The following is a 20588-nucleotide window of genomic DNA, read 5'->3' on the forward strand; positions in this document are numbered from 1 at the left end:
TGTTTCAGAAAGCTTCTTTGAATCGATATATTTCATCCGCAGATTATGCATGAATATTTAAAATTCTTCGGTACAAATAATCAGCAAGAGACTGTTCGTTTTTTGATTTATGAAAGAGGCTTAATATGGATATGATTAATATTAAAAAATAATTAATACATGCACTATTTCAATTGTTACTTTCAATTGCCATTTCATAAGAACCCTGAAATTGGAACTTCATTGTTTCATCTGTAGTCGAGTTAATGAATTTTTCCATTTGTTCTTTATACTCACCATGTCCTGATTTATACATAGCTAATAAATATCCCCATTTAGCATACGGATAAACTGGATCATCTTTGGGGATAGTCTTTAATTCATTCCTTATACCTTCTGCTACTTTACTCTGACAAGATCGCAGGTCATTTTGCGGATACTTCAAAATTTGCATTAGTTCACAGTGCTTAAATAATTTAGCTTGAGTTGGTCTCTCATTGAGTTGTTTCTTATTTAATTCATAAGCCTCTTGATACATTTCTAAAGAGAGATAAATATTCATTTCTATTTTTTCTCGCTCATTTTGAGCTTGGATTTTTTTTACATCTAATAAAATATTTTTTAATTTTTCTTTAGATTTAGGGTTATGAATGTCTATATCATTCATTAATGTTCTGTATTTTTGGATGATAATATCATCTGATAGGGATATTTTTTGTTCTTCTACAACTTCATTTTTCTTTGGAATCTCTTGTGCATTAGAGCATCCAGTTATAGTGAAAACTGTACTAAAAAGAATAGTTAAAATTAGATATTTTTTCATGAAATACGTCTAGCAGCCGAAGTTAATGTGAATGTATGTGTTGTAAATCTTGGATTTGGATAAATTATTCCGCCATCTAATTTGGCTTCATATCCCATTTGCATTTCAACTTTAATTAAAGATGAAATTTTCTTGATTAAACTGACTTTTTACAATTTTTTTATTACAGACTTCATTTTCTATTTTTAAGTTTTTTTCTAATAAATTTAGAACACTTGCATTTCTCTAAATATTTTCATTAGTTGCTACAATAGCAAGTAATGCTAGACCTACCTGAGTTTTCATTTTTTTACATAAAAATCTTATGCAAAATCTATTTTATTTATAATTCCCCGACACCTTCACATAATTCTGCGCTGAATAAGGCAAGAACGTTTTTTCTTTATCTGTTAAAGGTCGAACTTTCTTAACGGGACTACCAACATATAAATAACCACTTTCTAGAACCTTATTAGGTGGAACAAGTGAACCCGCGCCTATCATCACATCATCTTCAACAACTACATCATCCAAAATAATCGTACCTATACCCACCAAAACACGATTACCAATGGTACAACCGTGTAATTTCACATGATGACCAATTGTCACATCTTCACCAATAATCAGTGGAGAACCCTCAGGTTTATCGGCTTTTTTATGACTCACATGCAACATTGAGTGATCTTGCACATTAGAGTTTTTACCAATACGAATATGGTTTACATCACCACGAATCACCGCAAATGGCCAAACAGAGACATTTTCAGCCAATACAACATCGCCAATCACCACGGACATTTCATCGATATAGCAAGAGTCAGCAATACGTGGAACAGTGTCTAAATAAGGGCGAATGTTTTGGCTCATAGGAAAGTCATCTACAGGTTTTTAGGCAGTATAAAATAAAAAAGCACCTAGACCGAAATCTAGATGCTTTCACTTTAGTCTTAATATCGAGTTTTCATCAAACTTAGAATAAGTTACTAAAGAATTGCTTGATGTGATCAATCATTTTTGCAAAGAAACCAGCTTCTTCTACATTTTGTAGAGCAACAAGTGGTTTTTCAGCAATGACTTTGCCATTAAGCGTTGCAACGTATTTACCAACCACTTGACCTTGTTTTAAAGGAGCAGTTAATTTTGGTTGAACAACCAATTGAGTTTTAATAGCGTTCGCTTCGCCTTTAGGCATCGTCACGTTAAAGTTTTCAGCTAGACCTACTTGAACTTCATTGTCTTTACCGTACCAAACTTTTGCTTTTGCAAGCACTTGTTTAGCAGGTTGAACTTTTACAGTTTCAAAGTTTGCATAACCCCAAGCTAAAATTTCACGTGTTTGAGATGCACGTTCGTTCATGCTTGGCGCACCAAAGATCACTGAAATTAAACGTAAAGGACCACGTTTAGCTGAAGTCGTTAAGCAGTAGCCAGCTTCTTCAGTATGACCAGTTTTTAAACCATCTACACTTGGGTCAGTATAAAGCAGGGCATTACGGTTGCCTTGCTTAATGCCATTGAACGTAAATTCTTTTTCAGAGTAGATCGGATAGTATTTTGAACTGTCATGAATGATATGTTGCGCAAGAGTCGCCATATCTTTGGCAGTCGAGAAATGTCCTTCAGCTGGCATACCTGTCGCATTGATGAATTGAGTATTCACCATGCCAATACGTTTCGCTTCTTGGTTCATCATGTGGGCAAAGGTGCCTTCATTGCCAGCAATATGTTCTGCCATAGCTTTAGAAGCGTCGTTACCCGACTGAATGATAATGCCACGTAACATTTCTAATGCAGTTGCAGTACCGTTGAGCGGAACGTACATACATGACTCAGTGCTGCTGCCGCGACACCAAGCCGACTCATTCATACGTACTTTTTCATTTTCAGTTAGTTCACCGCTTAATAACTTTTGCTCAATGATGTAACTGGTCATCATTTTTGTCATTGAAGCAGGAGCTAATTTTTCGTTTTCATTTTTAGAAGCAAGGATTTGCCCTGTCTCATAGTCCATCAGCACATAAGATTTATTATTTAATTCAGGTGGTGCAGAAAGGACAGTTGCCGCGAATGAAAAACTAGGTGCAAGTAGTAATGCGGCAAGGGCGGTTTTTCGGGTCATTCTGGGTGGTTCCAATAACTTAGGTATAAGCACAAAGAGCCTAGCATTTTAGGACAAAGCTAGGCGGACTGCTATGGGGTGCAAGCGCTTATTTTAAAAGTATTGTAACCAATTGGTATTATTTGCTGTAAGCAGTCAATTCTTTGCAAATCGCACCATTTTTCTTATCGCCAGCTTTCTTCGCATCAGACTGCGCTTCTTTTAAAGCGTCTTTAAAACTTTTTTGTTTGCTGAGTTGCTGTAAAGCATTTACTGGGTTCTTTTCATTCGGCATATATTCTTTGGCTAATTTTGCATAACCCGCTTCAAACTTTGGTTGATCTTTGTCATTCACCAATTTTGGGCAGACTTCAGATAGTACATAGATAGCTGCAAGTTCTTGACTGGTCACTTGAGGTGTAGGGGTAACTTCAATTTTTTCATCTGCGGCATGTGCAGACATGGTAGTGAAAGCAAAAGCAGAAAGGCTAAGGGCACAAAGAGATTTTACAAAGGAGTTTTTCATTTAAATAACCTGTTAAATAAACTAAAAGATATCAAATAGCTAAAATTTATTTGCCTAGCTTAATCGTATTTCTGGTAGAGATCAGTAGAAAATTGTATTGAAGCTGTTTAAAAATCAATACATTGTGAAAGAAAAAAGGATGAGGCTATAAAGCGTCATCCTTTTTTTTGCAGGTTTGATGCAATAAGGACTAACCTATTGAGAGGACGTCCAAAGCTGAATGATCAATTAACCTTCATAACTTAAAACGTCATCACAAACTGATTTTTGCTCAGCTTTATCAGTTTCTTTAGCAGCTTGACGCGCTTCTTCAAGAACTGATTTATATTCGCTGTCAGACTGTAATTTTTCTAATGTCATTGATTTATCAGAATAATCAGCAAGATATGTTTTAGTGAGTGCTTGAATGTTGGCATCAAATTTTGCATTTTGACCAATAATCGCAGGGCATACTTCTAACATGACTTGTGCAGATGCAATATCTTCTTTTACGATGGTATTGGCTTCTTCTTGAGTGAAGTCATTGTCTGCGACCACAGTTTGAGTCATGCAAGCTGCTAGAGCAAAGCCCAATAAACCACGAAGTGCTACGGTTTTATTCATTTTGTACACACACATTTATGCTGGATGTTGAAGTGTAAATATATATAATTATTCATATATTTCAATAAAATGTTCTTGCGAGTCATTTTTAATTTTTTAGTAATGGAAATTTAGTTGTGAATATTTTAATTGCCAATGATGATGGCGTTTTTGCTCCCGGTATCCAAGCTTTAGCACATGCATTGCGTCCTCTCGGTCGTGTGGTGATCGTGGCGCCTGAAAGCGAACGCAGCGGTTTTTCAAGTGCTTTAACTTTAGATCGACCATTACGACCTGTCGAAATTGCACCGAATATGTGGGCGGTAAATGGTACACCTGCGGACTGTGTGTATTTATCAATGAATGGCTTGTTCGACTTCGAATTTGATCTGGTGGTGAGTGGAATCAATAGTGGCGCAAATCTGGGTGATGATGTGCTGTATTCAGGGACAGTGGGTGCGGCATTTGAAGGCCGTTTAATGAAACAACCTGCGCTAGCCGTCTCTTTGGCTGGGCCAAATGTGCGTAGTTATAATAACCCAGAAGATTATGCAGTCGCTGCGCAATGGGTGCATGATTTTATTGCCAATGGCTTACCTGCGCTACCTGCACGACATATTTTTAATATTAATATTCCAGATGTTGCTGAACTTCAAGGCACCAAAGTTACCTATCAAGGAAGACGTTTACAGTCCAAACCGATTACCAGTCATGTAGACCCGCGTGGTCGTCAAGTCTATTGGATTGGATTGGCAGGCGAGGCAGTGGCAGAGCCTAAGAAAGGCTTAACCGATATCGAGTCAGATTTTTTTGCCGTGGCAAATGGTTATGTCAGTGTAACGCCTATACAAATGGATGCTACAAACTATGAGATTTTGAATAACTTACACGCAGAGTTATCTAAAATTTAAGTATTAGTGTTATAACTTTGTGAAAATGGTTATGCCGCAACTTTTTTAGAGTGGATTTTTGCTAATCTTAGCCCATTCATAATGACTATATTTGAATTATTAGTGAGGAAGATGATGTCCCTGGTGTCACAATATCGCGTTATTACCGCTCCTGCAGCATTATTTAAGACCCTTGTTTTATCTGCTGCTGTGGTTACAACTTTGGTCATGACTGGCTGTGCGTCAAAACCACAAATTAATAATGCGACCCGTTATGCGACTGCTCCGGATTATTATACAGTTCGTTCGGGAGATACTTTAAGTGGCATTGCAGCTCGCTATGGCTTGAGCTATGTCAGCATCGCAGAAATGAACGATATTGCCCAGCCTTATCGCATCTATGTTGGACAATCCATTCGCCTTAAAAATAGTGGCTCTCGTCGTACGACGTCTACACAAGCCATGACTCAAGCGGCACCAATTCAACGCCAAACGATTGCAATGCCAACGCAAACAGCGCCCGTGACTCAAGCTTCAACCACTCCATCGACAGTGACGCGAACTACAGTTCCAACGCCAGTGGTCAGTTCTTCAAGTTTACGTTGGGTGAGTCCAGTATCGCGTCCTACGGTATTACAAGGCTATAACTTAGCATCGAATGTGAAAGGAACACGTTACGCAGGTAATACAGGTGATCCTATTTTTGCAGCAGCTGATGGTCAAGTGGTCTATGCCGCCGATGGTCTTAAAGAGTACGGCAATTTAATTTTGGTGAAGCATATTAATGGCTATATCACTGCATATGCACATAACAGTAAAATGAATGTCAAAAGTGGCGATACTGTCAAAGCAGGGCAGCAAATTGGTGAGATGGGTTCATCGGGTACCAACCGCACGATGCTTGAGTTCCAAGTGCGTTTAGATGGTAAACCAATCAATCCAACTTCAGTTTTACCAAATAATTAAATATATAATGCAAAAGCAAAATATCCCCGTATAATACAATGAGTTGCTTTTATCGAAAGATGAAGCTTCTCATAAGTTTATGAGGGAAATTTATGTTAGATCAACTTCGAGCAATGGGTGTCTTTGCTTGCGTTGTGGAAAAAAATTCGTTTAGCGGTGCTGCTCGTGAGTTAGGTATTACCACGAGTGCCGTGAGTCAGCAAATCCGCTCACTAGAGCAGGATATGGAAGTCATTCTTTTACATCGTTCAACACGTAAGTTAAGTTTGACAGAAGCTGGACAAGCTTTTTTTCATAGTTGCCAAGAGATGCTATCTGCCGCAGAGCGCGGCAAAATTCGTATCAATGAACTTCGTGACGACTTAGTCGGTGAATTACGTATTGCATCAACACCAGAACTTTGTGCGAATCATGTGATTCCTGCATTGTCACATTGGATGTCGGCACATCGTGGTTTATCGGTTCATCTAGAAGCAGATAATCAATATATCGATTTAATTGATGGCCGCATTGATATTGCGTTACGAATGAGTTCAAAAATTGATGATCAACAGTTTCATGTGGTGCCATTGGCACATGTTGAACAAGTTCTCGTTGCAGCACCAAGCTATATCAACCAAACCAGTTTAATTACACGACCAGAAGATTTACAAAATCATGATATGGTTCAAATAAATTTGGTTAGAAACTTTCAGCATTTTGCATTTGAAAATGCAGTGACGAAAGAGCAGGTTGCATTGGATGTGCACTCCCGATTTACAACAAATAATGTATTTGCTGCAAAAGCAATGTGTCAACAAGGACATGGCATTGCAAGAATATTATATCTAGATACGCAAAAAGACTTATTAAACGGTTCTCTTGTTGAAGTTTTACCAGAATGGCGCTTACCATCATTCACTCTATATGCGGTGATGTCTAAACGTGATCAACAGCCTACCAAGATTCATCGTTGCCTAGATGCATTAAAATTGTATTTCAGTCAATTACCAGGCGGACGTGTATACCAAGAAGCCTCATAAAAACAAAAAAGGTTTAAAAAGATATAAAAAAAGCCGCAATCAGCGGCTTTTTTTACCTTCGGCACAAATTACGCTAGAAAGTTTTTCACCATTTTAACAATGCGTTCAATCAAGATATCCGCTTGTTTTTTATTGATGTTCAGCGTAGGTAATAAACGAATCACAGAGCCTGCTGTTACGTTAATAATCAAGTGATGCTCATCACGTGCAATATTCACAAGTTCGCCACATGCTTTTGGTAATTCAATGCCGACCATTAAACCAAAACCACGAACAGTCACGTTTTGCTCTGCAAGTTGCTCTGTGAATTGCTCAACAAGATACGCACCCATATTTGCAGCATTTTCAACAAGGTTTTCCTTTTGAATGGTATCAATCACGGTATAAACCACACGTGAACCTAATGCTGTACCGCTATAAGTTGAACCGTGGTTACCCGCTGTTAAAACGCCTACACCACGACCTTGAGTCATGACTGCGCCAATAGGGAAACCATTACCTAGACCTTTAGCTGTAGTTAGCACATCAGGAACAATATTGGTGTGTTGATACGCAAAGTATTTACCTGTACGACCATTACCTGTTTGCACTTCATCAAGCATCATTAACCAGTTGTGTTGGTTACAGATACGACGAATATCTTCTAAATAGCTAAAACCTTGAGGTGCAGTATTTACACCACCTTCACCTTGGATCGGCTCAACCAAAATCGCTACGATGTCAGGGTGGTGAATTGCAGCTTCTTCAATTGCTTCGATATCACCAAAAGGTACACGAATAAAACCTTCAACCAATGGGCCAAAGCCTTCTTGAACTTTTTTGTTACCTGTCGCAGATAACGTTGCCATGGTACGACCATGGAATGAATGATCAGCAACAATAATTTTAGGGCTTGCAACACCTTGCATATGACCAAATTTACGTGCAATTTTGATTGCACCTTCATTTGATTCTGCACCACTATTTGAGAAGAAAACTTCTTCCATACCCGCAACTTCAGCTAATTTTTGCGCAGCAGCCGTTTGCCAAGGCACTTCAAATAAGTTACTGGTATGAATGAGGGTCGCTGCCTGTTCAGCAATTGCAGCTGTAATTGCAGGATGTGAGTGACCTAAACCACAAACAGCGATCCCTGTCAGTGCGTCTAAGTATTCTGTGCCATCTGCGGTATACAGGTGAGCACCTTGACCTCGGACAAAGCTGATCGGTTGGCGGCCAAATACTGGCATCAAGTGCGATGGTTGATCAGTTTGTACTGGGGCAAGGGTAATGTTATTCATGACTAACTCTAATTTGTCAGGTGATTGAAATAATATAGAGGAGACGCCATATATATATATGAGCATCAAGAGGTCTATATAAGCAAAATATGACTCACTTGAAAAGCTGAAATGTAAATAAAACGTGAAATATTGCTTTAGTCATATTGTTTTACTCAGTTTTGGGTATAATGCGAAGCAGATTTATTGAGGATATATCAATGACTGAACAAGCACGCGATACAGAAGCGTTAATTCGTGACCAAATTGCTAAACACGCAGTTCTACTTTACATGAAAGGCACTCCACAGTTTCCACAGTGTGGTTTCTCTGCGCGTGCAGTAGAAGCGCTCAGTCAAATTGGTCGTCCATTTGCTTATGTAAATATTCTTGAAAATCAAGATATTCGCGCAACTCTTCCACAAATTGCAAACTGGCCGACTTTCCCACAATTATGGATCAATGGTGAATTGATCGGTGGTAGTGACATTATGCTTGATATGTTCCAAAAAGGTGAATTACAACCTTTAGTTGAACAATATAGCCCAGCTCCGGAAGCTTAATTGGATGTGTATTTGATGATTTTAATCATTGGATACAGATAAAAATAGCGCCTTTAAGGCGCTTTTTTTATGACTTATTTATCAAAAAAGTCGTGGTTTATGCGTTTTTCCACCATCCCAATACGCATTTAAAGCACAAAGGGTGGTGGAAAAATCAACAAATGAATAAACTCATCGAAGATTTATGACGGATTGTCTTCAGTCGGACTTTCTTCAACACGTTGCTCGTTTTCAGCAGTCCCATTTTTAGCAGTACTGTCTTGAGCTTCAGACTTCTTTGCCTTTTTATCTTTGTCCTTTTTTGACTTCTTCTTTTTTTTCTTTTTCTTTGGCTCTTCTTCCTCAAACTCAGCACCATCTTCAATCGCTTGCCAGTATTCAAGTTGCTCCATGACAGCAGCGTAGATTGAGCCTTTGCTATAACGACCTTTTTTATCAAGAGTGCCTACTGGACGCGCCATCAAAATTTCTAGAGCTTGGTCAATGGTATCTATGGCGTGAATATGGAATTGACCTTGTTGCACAGCTTCAATCACATCTTTGCGTAACATTAAGTGCTGCATATTTTGGCGTGGAATAATCACACCTTGCTTGCCTGTTAACCCTTGTAATTTACATGCATCATAGAAGCCTTCAATCTTGGCATTTACACCACCAATCGGTTGAACTTGACCCAATTGGTTCATTGAGCCAGTGATTGCCCATGATTGATCGATCGGTAATTGGCTAATAGCGGAAATGAGTGCTGAAAGCTCTGCAACAGTTGCGCTGTCGCCATCCACTTGACCATAGCTTTGCTCAAAGGCAAGGGCAGCAGAAAAATGTAAAATTTGTTCACGACCAAAGTGTGCCTTTAAGAAACTCGACATCAGCAGGACGCCTTTGGCATGTAAAGAACCACCGAGTTCTACACTACGCTCGATATCTAAAATATCGCCGCCACCTTGATAAACCGAAGCCGTTAAACGTGACGGTAAACCAAATTCAACATCAGCATATTGAATCACAGAGAGGGCGTTAATCTGCCCGAATCGATGACCTTTGGTTTCGATTAACTGTGTACCGCGAGTGAGATCTTGCCAATATAATTCACGTAAGTAGCCTAGACGGTATTTACGATGATCAAGAGCGGTGTTGATATGTGTTTCTGTCACCATTTTATCGCCAGCAAGTGCTGCATGATGATGTGCTTCACGAATCAAATCACCTAAGGTAAGGGCATGTAATGACAAAGAGCTTTGATCTTCAGCTTGACGACTTGAATCAGTTAACAGTGCAGCAAGTGCTGTACGGTCAAACGGCAGAAGTTTGTCTGTTTGCACATAATCAGCAATTAGCTGCATATATGCCTGCTCATTAATGTCATTACGTTGTAATGTATCGGTAAAATCGGCACGAATTTTAAAGACACTGCCCAGTTCTGGTTCAAGTTCTAAAATATCGTAATAAATATCAGGTTCAGCAAGCAGGATCACTTTGATATTTAAATCAATAGCTTCAGGCTCAATCGAAATACTGCCTGTCAATGTAAGCATATGTTCAAGTGAAGACAGCTTTAAATGTCCTGACTTTAATGCACGTTTTAGACCTTGCCATGCATAAGGCTGCTCTAAAAGTTGTTCAGCTTCCAAGATGAGGAATCCACCATTGGCCTTATGCAATGCACCAGGACGGATTAACGTAAAGTCTGTGGTGATGGTGCCATTTTGGGTCAGTTGTTCGACATGACCTAGCAAATTGTAATGGGTTGGGAAATCTTCAAAAATAACTGGCGCACCAGCATTTGGTTTGTGTGTGGCGATGATGTTAGCTTGGTAACGAGATGGCACGCGGTTAAATAGGCCAGGTGTAAAGTCATCTTCTTCTTGCTCAAGCACAAACTCAACATTTTGAATGATGTCATCTGCATATTGCTTCAGATAATCTTCCAAGCCTTCAACCATGCTGAATTTATTTTGAATTACATCAATACGCGGCATGACGACTTGTTTAGCAATTTCACGGTTTAAAACCTGAACTTTATCGCGTGCGTCATCTTCAAGATCACCAAGATGTAGACCAAGACGTTCAAGTTTTTTATCCATATAACGGACGTTTGACGCAATTTCAGCACGTTGTTTGCTGCTTAAAGCATTGATGTCTTCTTTCGACATTTCTTGGTATTTGTTATCGACCAAATGCATCGGAACGAAACAATGATCATCATCCTGAGAAATCAGTTTAAGATCGAGCTCTTCACCTTCTCGGGTTAATTCAACTAAAGCAAGATGTTGTTCATCACCAGCATGTTGGCGAATCATTTCAATGCGATTGTGATAGGTTTCTGCGGTGAAGCGACGTTCAAGCTGTTTTAATATAGTTTGCCAACTTTGATGTAATAACGCTTGGAATTTTGTCGCTTGACCAGAAGGAAGTTTTAGCGCAATCGGTTCACGCGGAAACTTAAAATTATTGACATAGACCCAGTCTGAAGGCGTTGGCATATTTTTAGCGTGTTGTTGTAATAAGCGCTTAATCATGGTGCGCTTACCTAAGCCTGCGGTACCTACAGCAAAAATGTTATAGCCTGAATAGGGCAATGCAATGCCAGCTTCAACCGAAGCACGGGCACGATCTTGTCCTAAAAAGTCATTGAGTGGTTTGATCCGCTTAGTAGACGTTGGTATTTTTTTGAGTTCAGGCGTATGCGTCAGCTGAAGCGGCTGCAACTGGGTTTTAGTTAAAGTATTCTGTATTTCGGGTTGATCAAAAGCACTCTTTAGTGTCGTTACTGTTTCTGCTAAGTTTTTTGTGTTGGGTTCATTAATGGTAGTTGATAAAGAAGAGTGAATTTGTTCAAGTCGCTGGGTCACTGTTGAATCCAAAAAACTAAAGAATAGAGATATGTAATTAAGGTATACAGGTTTAATGCCAAATATCAAGCAACAGCATGCGAAATATCGATAAAATAAAACAATGATTTCATAAATGTTGTTGAAACCGTTGTCATTAAGCGCTTGAATAGCAACATTCGATTTTGACAAAAATAACTGAGTCATGACAACACAAGCTTCAGGATGGAAATCTGCTTTTACTGCATTTTTAGACCGACGTGCGCTGATTATGCTTTTTCTTGGCTTTTCGGCCGGTATCCCAATTTTACTGATCTTTTCCAGTTTATCGCTTTGGTTAGGTGAAGCAGGAATTGATAAAAGTGCAGTGACTTTTTTTAGTTGGGCAGCGCTTGGCTATTCGTTTAAGTTTGTTTGGGCGCCATTAATAGATGAGTTGCCTGTGCCATTTTTAACCAAACAACTCGGACGTCGCCGTGCATGGTTGTTGATCGCTCAGGTTCTCATTATCTGTGCAATTTGTATCATGGCATTTTCAGATCCTGCTTTAGGACAAAGCTATATTTACCAAATGGCCGCTGGCGCTGTATTGCTAGGTTTTTCTGCCGCAACGCAAGACATTGTGATTGATGCTTATCGTATTGAGTTGGCAGAAACTGAAATGCAGACCGTTTTAGCTTCGACTTATAATGCAGGTTATCGTATCGGCATGATCGTGGCAGGTGCAGGGGCGTTATTTTTGGCGGCATATTTAGGCACGGCCAAAGGTAACTATATTTATGAAGCTTGGAAATATACTTACCTTGCAATGGCTGCTGTAATGGTTATCGGTATTATCACAACTTTATCGATACGTGAGCCGCAGGTTGACCGTGTACAAAAGCATTATAAACGGACCGACTATTATCGCTTAGTCGCTGTATTTTTTGCTGCGGTGGTTGCTTTTGTTTTGAGTTATATCTATTCAGGTGTTGCGGTTGAAAGCTTGAAAGAGCAGTGGCAAATTTCAGACTCATTTGCATTGTTCTGTTTAGAGGCTGTACGCTTTATTGGTTCAGCTATGGTTGCTTTTGGCGTCGGTTCTGTTTTAGTGAAATCAGGTGCTGTAAATAAGCAGATGGCATTTGAAACTTGGGTTAATCCAGTTGCAGATTTTTTTAAGCGTTATGGTCTAAAACTGGCTTTAGTGCTGTTGTTACTTATTGGTTTTTACCGTATTTCCGATATTATCGCCGGCGTCATTTCTAATGTGTTTTATCAAGATTTAAACTTCACCAAAGAGCAGATTGCTGAAGCTGTAAAAGTCTATGGTGTGATTTTTAGCTTGGTTGGCGGCTTCCTTGGTGGTTTACTTGCACAGCGCATGAACATTATGAAATTGATGTTTGTAGGTGCGATTTTAGCAAGTTCAACAAACTTGATTTTTATCGGTCTGGTCAAATCAGGTCAGCTATTAAGCGATGTCACTGTAAATGTAGCAGGGCAGCAATATACAGCGACGCCGGATGACACGGGTGCTTGGGTAGTTAAAATTCCAAAAGCAGTCTTGGCTGCAGATCAAAATATTAAAGTCAGTGCGGATTATCAGTCTAAGAATCAACATCCAGTACATGTGAGTTTGCCGTATTTGAATAATGCTATTTCAAACGCAGCAATGATGTTGCTGCCAGTGACTTCAGATAACACGATTTCAGCTCAAGAGACTGCAAATAGTATTGTGGTCCGTGGACAATACTTGGCAGGCGAATTAAAAGAAAATCAAAAAATTCAAATTATTTTGGATGATAAACCATTCGACGCGAAGCTTGATAAAACTGGTGTTTTTAGTGCTGCAATTCCAGGTCAAGCGCTCGAAACAGCAAAGCAAAAAACATTAACGGCTCAACTACTAGAAAATGATGTAGTGAAAAAGAGTGTCGATTTAACATATCAAGTGAATACATCAGCCAATATGTCAGGTGTGCTTGGTATTGATATTCAACCGATTAACTTAGCAAGTGCTGAACAGAATGTGGACATCAAAGGTAAGGTCATTAAGCCTTATAGTTCGCTGTGGTTATATTTCGCGATTATTGTTGATAATTTGGCTTCTGGTCTTGCTGGTGCGGCATTTATTGCATTTTTATCGAGCTTAACCAGTGTTTCTTTCACAGCTGTTCAATATGCCATCTTTAGTTCATTAATGACCTTAACCCCTAAAATTTTAGGCGGTTACTCTGGTACGATTGTGACCAATATCGGTTATCCAAACTTTTTCTTGATGACGACTTTAATTGGTATTCCGATTTTAATTTTAGTGGTGTGGGTTGCCAAACTATTGAGAGAACATGAACAAAAATCCAATTCATAATTCAATTTAACTTGAAAAAGCCTATTCAGTTTGAGTGGGCTTTTTTATTCTAAGCTGTTAAATAGCCTAAGCAGGTCTACGATTTTGGACAAGGATATTTGAAATAAGCGGGTATATGCGTTCTAGACTTAAATTGAACTTTGCATGTTAAATCCCTATAGTACTCAAACATAATGATAGATTTAGGAAACTCGATTATGCGCATGCTGCATACCATGTTACGTGTAGGCAATTTAGAGCGTTCATTGGCGTTCTATACTGAAGTACTCGGTATGACTTTGCTTCGTAAGCGTGATTATGAAGAAGGTCGTTTTACTTTGGCATTTGTGGGCTATGGTGATGAAGAAAATCATACTGTACTTGAGTTAACGCATAACTGGGATACGGAGAGTTATGAATTGGGTAACGCTTATGGCCATATTGCTATTGCAGTAGATGATGCCTACAAGGCTTGTGAAGAAATTAAAGCACGTGGCGGAAACGTGGTACGTGAAGCAGGACCAATGAAAGGTGGTGTGACCGTCATTGCCTTTGTTGAAGATCCAAATGGCTATAAAATTGAGTTGATCCAACAAGACTCAAATGCACGAAATAATTAATCTGCAATTATTCATTTAAAGTCATATGTAATGCTGAATATTCTTATTTATAAATTTTTTTGCGTTGAGCTCACTATCAACGTTTAAAATAACGAATATATCGGAGAAAAGCTGGCTTTATTTATATGGCCCAGTAAGATGAAATTTACTCAATGGTAAATTTAGCTTATTGGGCATTTTTTTTGCCGATGAGCTTTAGAGGGAAATTTGTACAGGATGTTGTTATGCTGAAAATGTTGGCTTTGGATCGTTTTACCATTCTACTTTTTATAATGGTCATACTTGCGACTTTTTTGCCTGTCAGTGGTCAAGCTGCAGAAATCTTTAGCTATATTACCACGGCTGCAATTGCCATTTTATTTTTTCTACATGGGGCAAAGTTATCTCGTGAGGCTGTGGTTGAAGGCATAATGCATTGGAAGTTACATGCTTTAGTTTTTGCTTTTACCTTTGCATTATTTCCATTACTGGGTTTAATGGCGAAACCAATCCTCGTGCCGATGTTAGGGCAAGAGTTGTATTGGGGCTTTTTGTTTATGTGCTTTTTACCTTCGACAGTACAGTCTTCCATTGCATTTACTTCGGTAGCACAGGGTAATGTTGCTGGCGCAGTCTGTAGTGCATCATTTTCAAATATTATTGGGATGTTTATTACCCCAGTGATGGTGGCCTATTTTATTCTCGGCCAGTCACAACATAACTACGATCCGACTGCATCTATTATTCAAATTACGCTGTTATTACTGATTCCCTTCATTTTAGGGCAGCTCCTCCGTCCTTGGGTGTTTCCTTATATGAAGAAAATGCCAAAAATCGTGAAGGTATTTGATCAGGGCTCAATTTTGATGGTGGTCTATGGTGCATTCAGTAGTGCGGTGGTGGCAGGCCTATGGCATCAAGTGAGTGGTATGACTTTATTCCTATTGATTGTGGCGTGTTCTGTCTTGTTAACGATTATTATGTTATTGGCGCTATACGTACCGCGTTGGTTGGGCTTTAGTCGAGCTGATCAAAAGACGATTTTCTTTTGTGGCTCTAAAAAAACCTTGGCGAGTGGTGTGCCCATGGCACAAATTCTCTTTATTGGTCAGCCGATGGGGATGATAGTTTTACCAATTATGATCTTTCACCAAATTCAGTTGATGGTCTGTGGTGTGATTGCCAACCTTTGGGCAAAACAAAGCCGTGGGCAAGAGTAAGGACGAGATGAATACGTCCTTTTAAAATACCTTATATAGATGAAAAGAAAATAATCATGAAAATTAAAAAAGGCTTTTTCATTTTATTCTTGGGTATGAACACAGTCGTTCATGCCCAATAGGATTTATCTCTAAATAGTAACCGTGATGTCATTGAAAAAATGCCGCTCATCAGCCTACAGCCCATGTTGGATTTTTGTCGTGATCGACAACCACAGATGAATACGGAATTAGATCAGGCTTATCAAGCTGCCAAGCTAAAATTAATTGCTGCGGTTCAGGCTGTCCGTTTTAATGGTGTAGAGCCATTAAAAGCAAAAGATGTTGATCAGCCAGTCGATGCACAATTTAAACAGCAGCTTCAAGGCATGTTAGAGGGCATGAGCAAATCATTACAGCCAGTAAATGCAGCGACGTTTTGTCCTGCATTTATTGAAAGATTAAATCATTTTGATCAAGCCCAATTTCAGCGTATAGTCGAATTACAATATCAAAAATATTTAGAGCAAGCTCAACCTAAAGAGTAGAGCGATTCAGCCTTGAATATCTATTTATTAACAATAAAAAATCAGCTATAATTTGCCCCAACTTGTTGTGCTTAGCTCTGGCGGTATCCGTCTCGGTGGGCCAAAAGAATGGTCTGTTATGGTGTTGGTCTGCTTTTTTAAGCCTTCCTTGTAGTGATGCAAGAGTGATCAATTGCGATGACAGCTAAACCTTCTTAAATCTTAGGAGTAATCGACGATGCGCGCCGATATTCACCCAAAATATGAAACTTTAGTTGCTACATGTTCATGTGGTAACGTAATTGAAACTCGTTCAGCTCTTGGTAAAGAAACTATTTACTTAGACGTATGTTCTGCTTGTCACCCATTCTACACTGGTAAACAGAAAAGCGTTGACACTGGCGGTCGTATCGACAAATTCAAACAACGTTTTGCTGGTATGTCACGTTCTATCAAACGTTAATATCCAAAACGAAAAAAACGGGCTTTATGCCCGTTTTTTTTTGTGCCGATAAAAAGATAAACCTTAAATCGGCAATGTTCAGAACCTTATTGGTCCTGAACATCGATGAGATGATCGAGTTTCTTTTGGAAATAATCACCTTGAATAAAACGAGCTTCTACATTCCAAGCATTGGCAAACAGTGTCATGTCATTTAATTCACGTAGCATGATTTCAACAGTTTTGATTTCATGATAAGTGGTAATTTTTTCTTGCAGCTCTTGGCATGACTTGTCGTTTGCAAGCATTTGGGTCAAGCTTGAATCTAATGTTAAGCAGTGAACATCCATTTGACGTAATAATGATTCACTAAACATCGAATGACCAAAATTACGTAAAGCCAGTTCGGCACCATTTTTACGAAGTTCAACAAATGCTTTTTGAGCGGCATCGATATTGAGCTGAATGTCTTCTTCTGCAAATTGTAAAATTATCGGATTTTTCAATTTACTACGAATAATCGTAATCAGTTTCGAAATAAACTCAGGGAAGGTGCGGTCGTTATATAGCACTTCTTTGTTCAGGTTAACGATTAATTTCGCTTCAGGGAACTGAGTGATGAAGTTGTGTAGTTGTTTACACGATTCAACCAAGATCCAACGATCCAATTTAATGGATAGCTCTGAGTCTTCAGCCAATTCACGAAGTTGGGCGATATCTTTCCATTTATTTTCAAAAATAAAGCCGCTGGTTACTTCATAAGTATAAAGATGTGTATCTTCTTTATCATACAGTTGCTGATATTTAAGATGAATTTCACCGCGTTCTAAGCAGTTGCGAAGGGCCTTGATAACAGGAGCTTCATCACTAACGACAATCGGCGCAATTTGTGCTTCTGGTGTACCAAAATCCAAACTTGGTATGTCAATTTCTAATGGAATCGTTAAATCGATTTCAGGTACTTGTTGGTTGGTTGGTAGCGCAGTATTAAAGGCTTTCGCAATAAATGTATCAAAATGTACTTCATCACGAATATCGCTGTCTAAAACACTGTATCCTATGCGTAAATTTAATGGATAAGTTTCATTGTTTACACTGAGTAATTGAGGTTTGCTCAGGGTATTAAGACCAATCAATTTAGACTCAAGTTTGAGTTGATTATCCGCTTGGAATAAGGCAACGATTGCACCATTATCTAAACTAAATAATGGAGCATGAGTCTGATCTTTCAAGAAGTCTTTAATATTGGTGAAATAGCTCTTATAAGTATTCCAATCTTTTTGAAAAATCGCATCTGAGCAAGAAGCCAATGTAAATAGAACTACTGCATTTACATTAGCAGGTTGCTGAGCAATGGTACGGTTGAGTTGTTGAAATGCTTTTGGTTTTTGTGGGCTAGCTTCAACTTGAGCATTGCTTACAGCATTGCTGCTTTGACTGCCAATTTCAATTGCGAGCTGTAAAGCATCTTCTTCAGCCGCGGCAATAAATTCGAGTTTTAGTGGGTTTTGCCCAGCCACTGCGATATTTTGTGAAACGAGATCAAAACGTCCTAAATCGAGCTGCCCTTGGCTAATTTTTTTAAAGCGTTGTTTAAAGTCGTTGAGGTCAGTAGGTTGTAATAGATCGAGTAAAGGCAGACCAATTACATCATCTTCATTTTTTAGACCAAACAAAGTGAGATATTCAGCATTGGCTTGAATGTGAATGCCTTCTTGAATCACGGCAACCGCTTTACGACTATCTTCAACTAAAGACTGGGTTTGGATTTGAGCTGTTTCGAGCTCTTCCATTAAATGTTGCTGCGATTGTTGTAGGCGACTAAAGGATAAAGCACGGATTAAACCAAAATAGAAACTCTCAGGTTCAGCAATATCGACAATGTCATAAATCCCTTTTTTGACTAAACTTGCATATTGTTCTGCTTGATAGTCTTCGGGTTTAAGTAAAATAATCGGTAAATTCGGTTGGCTCGATAGTTGAACTAAACTTAAAGCTTGTTCATATTTTAAATCATAAGCACGTCCAAAAATGATCAAGTCCCAATTGAGATTCAGCTGTTTTTCGAAATTTTGTAAATCATCAAGTAATATGGCATGAACTTGATGTTCGCTGTCTGTCAATAAATCACGTATCTGGTTAAAACGTATTTGATTATCATCAATAATGAGTAATCGAGTTTCCGTACGTTTTAGTTTTTTGGATAGTAATGGATTTCTCACTTTAATGCTTCCCATAAGTCGTTATTTTTGATCTCATTGCTCTGTTTCGCAATAAAGTCTTTAACGACATTTTCTTGCTCTTCATTCAATAATTCATATTCAAAGCGAATAAAGCTTTGCGTCACCAACTGCGCTTTGGTGAGATAGACTTTGATGTCTTCTTTGCCTAAGCGAAGGTGGATCGTTTGTTTCTCTCGGAAGAGATTTGCCCCAGGTAAAATTAAGGTCGTAGACACTTGATCAAGTTGTGTGGTCTGTACCAATAAAGCAGGTTGATGATTTGTTGTATTGCGGTCGGTACGAATATGGGCTGAACATGGATACAAATCTTGAGCCAGCACTTCGAGACCTAATTCCAAACTTTTTTCAGTCGATTGTTTGATCCAACGAACAACACCGCCACGCCATTGGCTTTGAGCATTTTCTTGGATCAAAATAAATTCGCCGGTTTTTAAATTAGCAGGGGTAGGGCCAGTCCATTTAATGCGATAACCATTCACACTAATATCTAATACGTCAGCGGTATGAATCTGTTTTGCTTCACGATCTAGCGCTTTCGCATTAGTCATGCCTGTTGGCATATTTGAATCATGCGAATTGACAAAAGAGGCTTCATTGTGGAATTGATAATTGCCTTCCAAATCTAAAGTTTCGTGGAAGTTTTTACCTTTAGAGAGATAGAAATGTGCCACCATTAAGCTAAAGCAAATATTAATTTGCGCAGAATATTCATAACGTTCATGACGACGTTCAGTGTTGTTGGTCAAAATATTATGAATATGGAAATATAGCGCTGGAGTTAAAAATAACTTTTCATTTTTAGATAAATAATTGGCATTTCTAGTTTGCGTTTCGGTCAAATGATCGAGCAAGTTTTGCGTTGAAATGTATACATTGGCTTGATAAGACCGATCTTGTTTTGAGTTATAAATCGGTGGATGATCTTTTTTCGTGTCTACAACATAGCGTGAAAGCGTGGTTTCTTTCGGTAGGATTTGAACCAATTTTGCCCAGTCAAAGCTACATAAATACAAACCTTGGATTTCAGCAGGGCGAATCTGATGATTATTGAAAATATCTAATAAGATTAATTGTGCATAAGCTTGAGCAATATTTGCAATTTGATGTTGAGTACCCAGTAACTGATTGACATTACTTTGATAGAAATTGTGTTCAATGGCACATTCAATCAGTTGATGTGCCGCAATCCATTGACCTGCAGTCGGTGTGGCATACAACATATGTTGTTGATACAACAACAGTGTCAGTTGTTGCAACGCATAGTAGATTGATGCAATTCGAGCGGTTTGTAAGCTTTTTTTATGGCCGAATGAAAAAATCGAAAACTTTTGTTGATTGAGCTGCTGATTACATCGTTTGGCAATATCAATATAGATTTTGGCAAAGTGACTGCGTAAAAGCATCGCCAATTCAATGATTTGGTCATTACGATCCGTGGTAATGAGGCTTTGATTGGTAAAGTGTTTTTCTAAGCTTGTGAGCACACTTTCCATAGTCGGATGTAAAATTTGAACCAAATCAAAACGTAACATCTCTTGGCATTTCAGCTCGGAGATTTCAAGTAAGGCATTGAATAAAGCTTTAGATGAGGTACCCAATTGTAAAATTGAAATACCGTTTAACCACTCTTGCAGACCTTTAGCATTGGTCGGACAAAAGCTTAATTTATCCAGCTTTAATTCAGTCGGATTGTAAAACGTATCTGAAGTATGCGTGGTCATCTTTATT

The 20588-nt window shown here is 38.7% G+C and carries 18 protein-coding genes; 9 read left to right on the forward strand and 9 right to left on the reverse strand.

Features of this window, described 5'->3' with window-relative positions:
- Positions 1-169 precede the first annotated feature (169 nt).
- The 5 genes from FTU29_RS15995 to FTU29_RS16015 all read right to left on the reverse strand — a co-directional run bounded on the left by FTU29_RS15995 (position 170) and on the right by FTU29_RS16015 (position 4011).
- Positions 170-802 (reverse strand): hypothetical protein, encoded by a 633-nt coding sequence (locus FTU29_RS15995; RefSeq protein WP_180122835.1) that lies wholly within the window; start codon positions 800-802, stop codon positions 170-172.
- Between the two features lie 318 nt (positions 803-1120).
- Positions 1121-1651, reverse strand: coding sequence for a gamma carbonic anhydrase family protein (locus tag FTU29_RS16000; protein ID WP_180115068.1), 531 nt, complete (start codon positions 1649-1651; stop codon positions 1121-1123).
- Between the two features lie 103 nt (positions 1652-1754).
- Positions 1755-2903: a D-alanyl-D-alanine carboxypeptidase PBP5/6 gene (gene dacC / locus FTU29_RS16005; RefSeq protein ID WP_078191838.1), complete on the reverse strand. Its 1149-nt coding sequence runs from the start codon at positions 2901-2903 to the stop codon at positions 1755-1757.
- 118 nt (positions 2904-3021) lie between these two features.
- Positions 3022-3408: an MCR_0457 family protein gene (locus tag FTU29_RS16010; protein ID WP_111884221.1), complete on the reverse strand. Its 387-nt coding sequence runs from the start codon at positions 3406-3408 to the stop codon at positions 3022-3024.
- Between the two features lie 228 nt (positions 3409-3636).
- The gene (locus FTU29_RS16015; protein WP_078190174.1) at positions 3637-4011 is read right to left on the reverse strand and encodes an MCR_0457 family protein; all 375 of its coding nucleotides are present in this window, start codon (positions 4009-4011) and stop codon (positions 3637-3639) included.
- Between the two features lie 116 nt (positions 4012-4127).
- Between FTU29_RS16015 and surE the strand changes: the two genes are divergently transcribed.
- From surE to FTU29_RS16030, 3 genes are all read left to right on the forward strand, one after another.
- Positions 4128-4901, forward strand: a complete 774-nt coding sequence (surE, locus tag FTU29_RS16020; RefSeq protein ID WP_111884223.1) for a 5'/3'-nucleotidase SurE — start codon at positions 4128-4130, stop codon at positions 4899-4901.
- A gap of 114 nt (positions 4902-5015) precedes the next feature.
- Entirely contained in the window at positions 5016-5846 is an 831-nt protein-coding gene (locus FTU29_RS16025; RefSeq protein WP_078191836.1) for a peptidoglycan DD-metalloendopeptidase family protein, read from the forward strand.
- A 92-nt stretch (positions 5847-5938) separates the two neighbouring features.
- Positions 5939-6868 carry a LysR family transcriptional regulator gene (locus tag FTU29_RS16030; protein ID WP_111884224.1) on the forward strand — a complete coding sequence of 310 codons (930 nt, stop codon included), beginning with the start codon at positions 5939-5941 and terminating at the stop codon, positions 6866-6868.
- A 68-nt stretch (positions 6869-6936) separates the two neighbouring features.
- Here the strand turns inward: FTU29_RS16030 and FTU29_RS16035 are convergent, their stop codons facing one another.
- Entirely contained in the window at positions 6937-8148 is a 1212-nt protein-coding gene (locus tag FTU29_RS16035) for an aspartate aminotransferase family protein (RefSeq protein ID WP_180084763.1), read from the reverse strand.
- Between the two features lie 200 nt (positions 8149-8348).
- On the opposite strand from FTU29_RS16035, the gene grxD reads away from it, so the two are divergent.
- Complete coding sequence (gene grxD / locus FTU29_RS16040) at positions 8349-8690, forward strand: Grx4 family monothiol glutaredoxin (RefSeq protein WP_067762767.1); 342 nt, start codon at positions 8349-8351, stop codon at positions 8688-8690.
- 182 nt (positions 8691-8872) lie between these two features.
- Here grxD and FTU29_RS16045 read toward each other — a convergent pair whose 3' ends face one another.
- A complete protein-coding gene (locus tag FTU29_RS16045; RefSeq protein ID WP_180122837.1) occupies positions 8873-11542 on the reverse strand; it encodes an ATP-binding protein in 2670 nt (889 codons plus the stop codon).
- Positions 11543-11726: 184 nt separating this feature from the next.
- Here FTU29_RS16045 and FTU29_RS16050 point away from each other — a divergent pair, with 184 nt between their 5' ends.
- From FTU29_RS16050 to rpmE, 5 genes are all read left to right on the forward strand, one after another.
- A complete protein-coding gene (locus tag FTU29_RS16050; protein WP_180122839.1) occupies positions 11727-13871 on the forward strand; it encodes an MFS transporter in 2145 nt (714 codons plus the stop codon).
- 197 nt (positions 13872-14068) lie between these two features.
- Positions 14069-14470 (forward strand): lactoylglutathione lyase, encoded by a 402-nt coding sequence (gene gloA, locus FTU29_RS16055; RefSeq protein ID WP_180122841.1) that lies wholly within the window; start codon positions 14069-14071, stop codon positions 14468-14470.
- A 224-nt stretch (positions 14471-14694) separates the two neighbouring features.
- Entirely contained in the window at positions 14695-15669 is a 975-nt protein-coding gene (locus FTU29_RS16060) for a bile acid:sodium symporter family protein (protein ID WP_180122843.1), read from the forward strand.
- A gap of 218 nt (positions 15670-15887) precedes the next feature.
- Entirely contained in the window at positions 15888-16196 is a 309-nt protein-coding gene (locus FTU29_RS16065) for a hypothetical protein (RefSeq protein ID WP_180122845.1), read from the forward strand.
- Between the two features lie 217 nt (positions 16197-16413).
- Positions 16414-16638 carry a 50S ribosomal protein L31 gene (rpmE, locus tag FTU29_RS16070; RefSeq protein ID WP_078190165.1) on the forward strand — a complete coding sequence of 75 codons (225 nt, stop codon included), beginning with the start codon at positions 16414-16416 and terminating at the stop codon, positions 16636-16638.
- An 86-nt stretch (positions 16639-16724) separates the two neighbouring features.
- Here the strand turns inward: rpmE and FTU29_RS16075 are convergent, their stop codons facing one another.
- The gene (locus FTU29_RS16075) at positions 16725-18854 is read right to left on the reverse strand and encodes an EAL domain-containing protein (protein WP_180122847.1); all 2130 of its coding nucleotides are present in this window, start codon (positions 18852-18854) and stop codon (positions 16725-16727) included.
- Complete coding sequence (locus tag FTU29_RS16080) at positions 18836-20581, reverse strand: GTPase (protein ID WP_180076958.1); 1746 nt, start codon at positions 20579-20581, stop codon at positions 18836-18838. Before FTU29_RS16080 ends, FTU29_RS16075 begins: the two co-directional genes overlap by 19 nt.
- Between the last annotated feature and the right edge of the window lie 7 nt (positions 20582-20588).

This window comes from Acinetobacter sp. YH12086, assembly GCF_013419345.1.
In the GTDB taxonomy this organism is placed as follows: domain Bacteria; phylum Pseudomonadota; class Gammaproteobacteria; order Pseudomonadales; family Moraxellaceae; genus Acinetobacter; species Acinetobacter amyesii.

Excerpts from the sequence above, each read along its gene's own strand:
- FTU29_RS15995 (WP_180122835.1), bottom strand. The coding sequence starts at position 802 with ATGAAAAAATATCTAATTTTAACTATTCTTTTTAGTACAGTTTTCACT.
- grxD (WP_067762767.1), top strand. The coding sequence starts at position 8,349 with ATGACTGAACAAGCACGCGATACAGAAGCGTTAATTCGTGACCAAATT.
- FTU29_RS16050 (WP_180122839.1), top strand. The coding sequence starts at position 11,727 with ATGACAACACAAGCTTCAGGATGGAAATCTGCTTTTACTGCATTTTTA.
- dacC (WP_078191838.1), bottom strand. The coding sequence starts at position 2,903 with ATGACCCGAAAAACCGCCCTTGCCGCATTACTACTTGCACCTAGTTTT.
- FTU29_RS16000 (WP_180115068.1), bottom strand. The coding sequence starts at position 1,651 with ATGAGCCAAAACATTCGCCCTTATTTAGACACTGTTCCACGTATTGCT.
- FTU29_RS16025 (WP_078191836.1), top strand. The coding sequence starts at position 5,016 with ATGTCCCTGGTGTCACAATATCGCGTTATTACCGCTCCTGCAGCATTA.
- FTU29_RS16035 (WP_180084763.1), bottom strand. The coding sequence starts at position 8,148 with ATGAATAACATTACCCTTGCCCCAGTACAAACTGATCAACCATCGCAC.
- FTU29_RS16080 (WP_180076958.1), bottom strand. The coding sequence starts at position 20,581 with ATGACCACGCATACTTCAGATACGTTTTACAATCCGACTGAATTAAAG.
- FTU29_RS16030 (WP_111884224.1), top strand. The coding sequence starts at position 5,939 with ATGTTAGATCAACTTCGAGCAATGGGTGTCTTTGCTTGCGTTGTGGAA.
- FTU29_RS16065 (WP_180122845.1), top strand. The coding sequence starts at position 15,888 with ATGAATACGGAATTAGATCAGGCTTATCAAGCTGCCAAGCTAAAATTA.
- FTU29_RS16015 (WP_078190174.1), bottom strand. The coding sequence starts at position 4,011 with ATGAATAAAACCGTAGCACTTCGTGGTTTATTGGGCTTTGCTCTAGCA.
- FTU29_RS16075 (WP_180122847.1), bottom strand. The coding sequence starts at position 18,854 with ATGGGAAGCATTAAAGTGAGAAATCCATTACTATCCAAAAAACTAAAA.
- FTU29_RS16010 (WP_111884221.1), bottom strand. The coding sequence starts at position 3,408 with ATGAAAAACTCCTTTGTAAAATCTCTTTGTGCCCTTAGCCTTTCTGCT.
- FTU29_RS16060 (WP_180122843.1), top strand. The coding sequence starts at position 14,695 with ATGCTGAAAATGTTGGCTTTGGATCGTTTTACCATTCTACTTTTTATA.
- rpmE (WP_078190165.1), top strand. The coding sequence starts at position 16,414 with ATGCGCGCCGATATTCACCCAAAATATGAAACTTTAGTTGCTACATGT.
- gloA (WP_180122841.1), top strand. The coding sequence starts at position 14,069 with ATGCGCATGCTGCATACCATGTTACGTGTAGGCAATTTAGAGCGTTCA.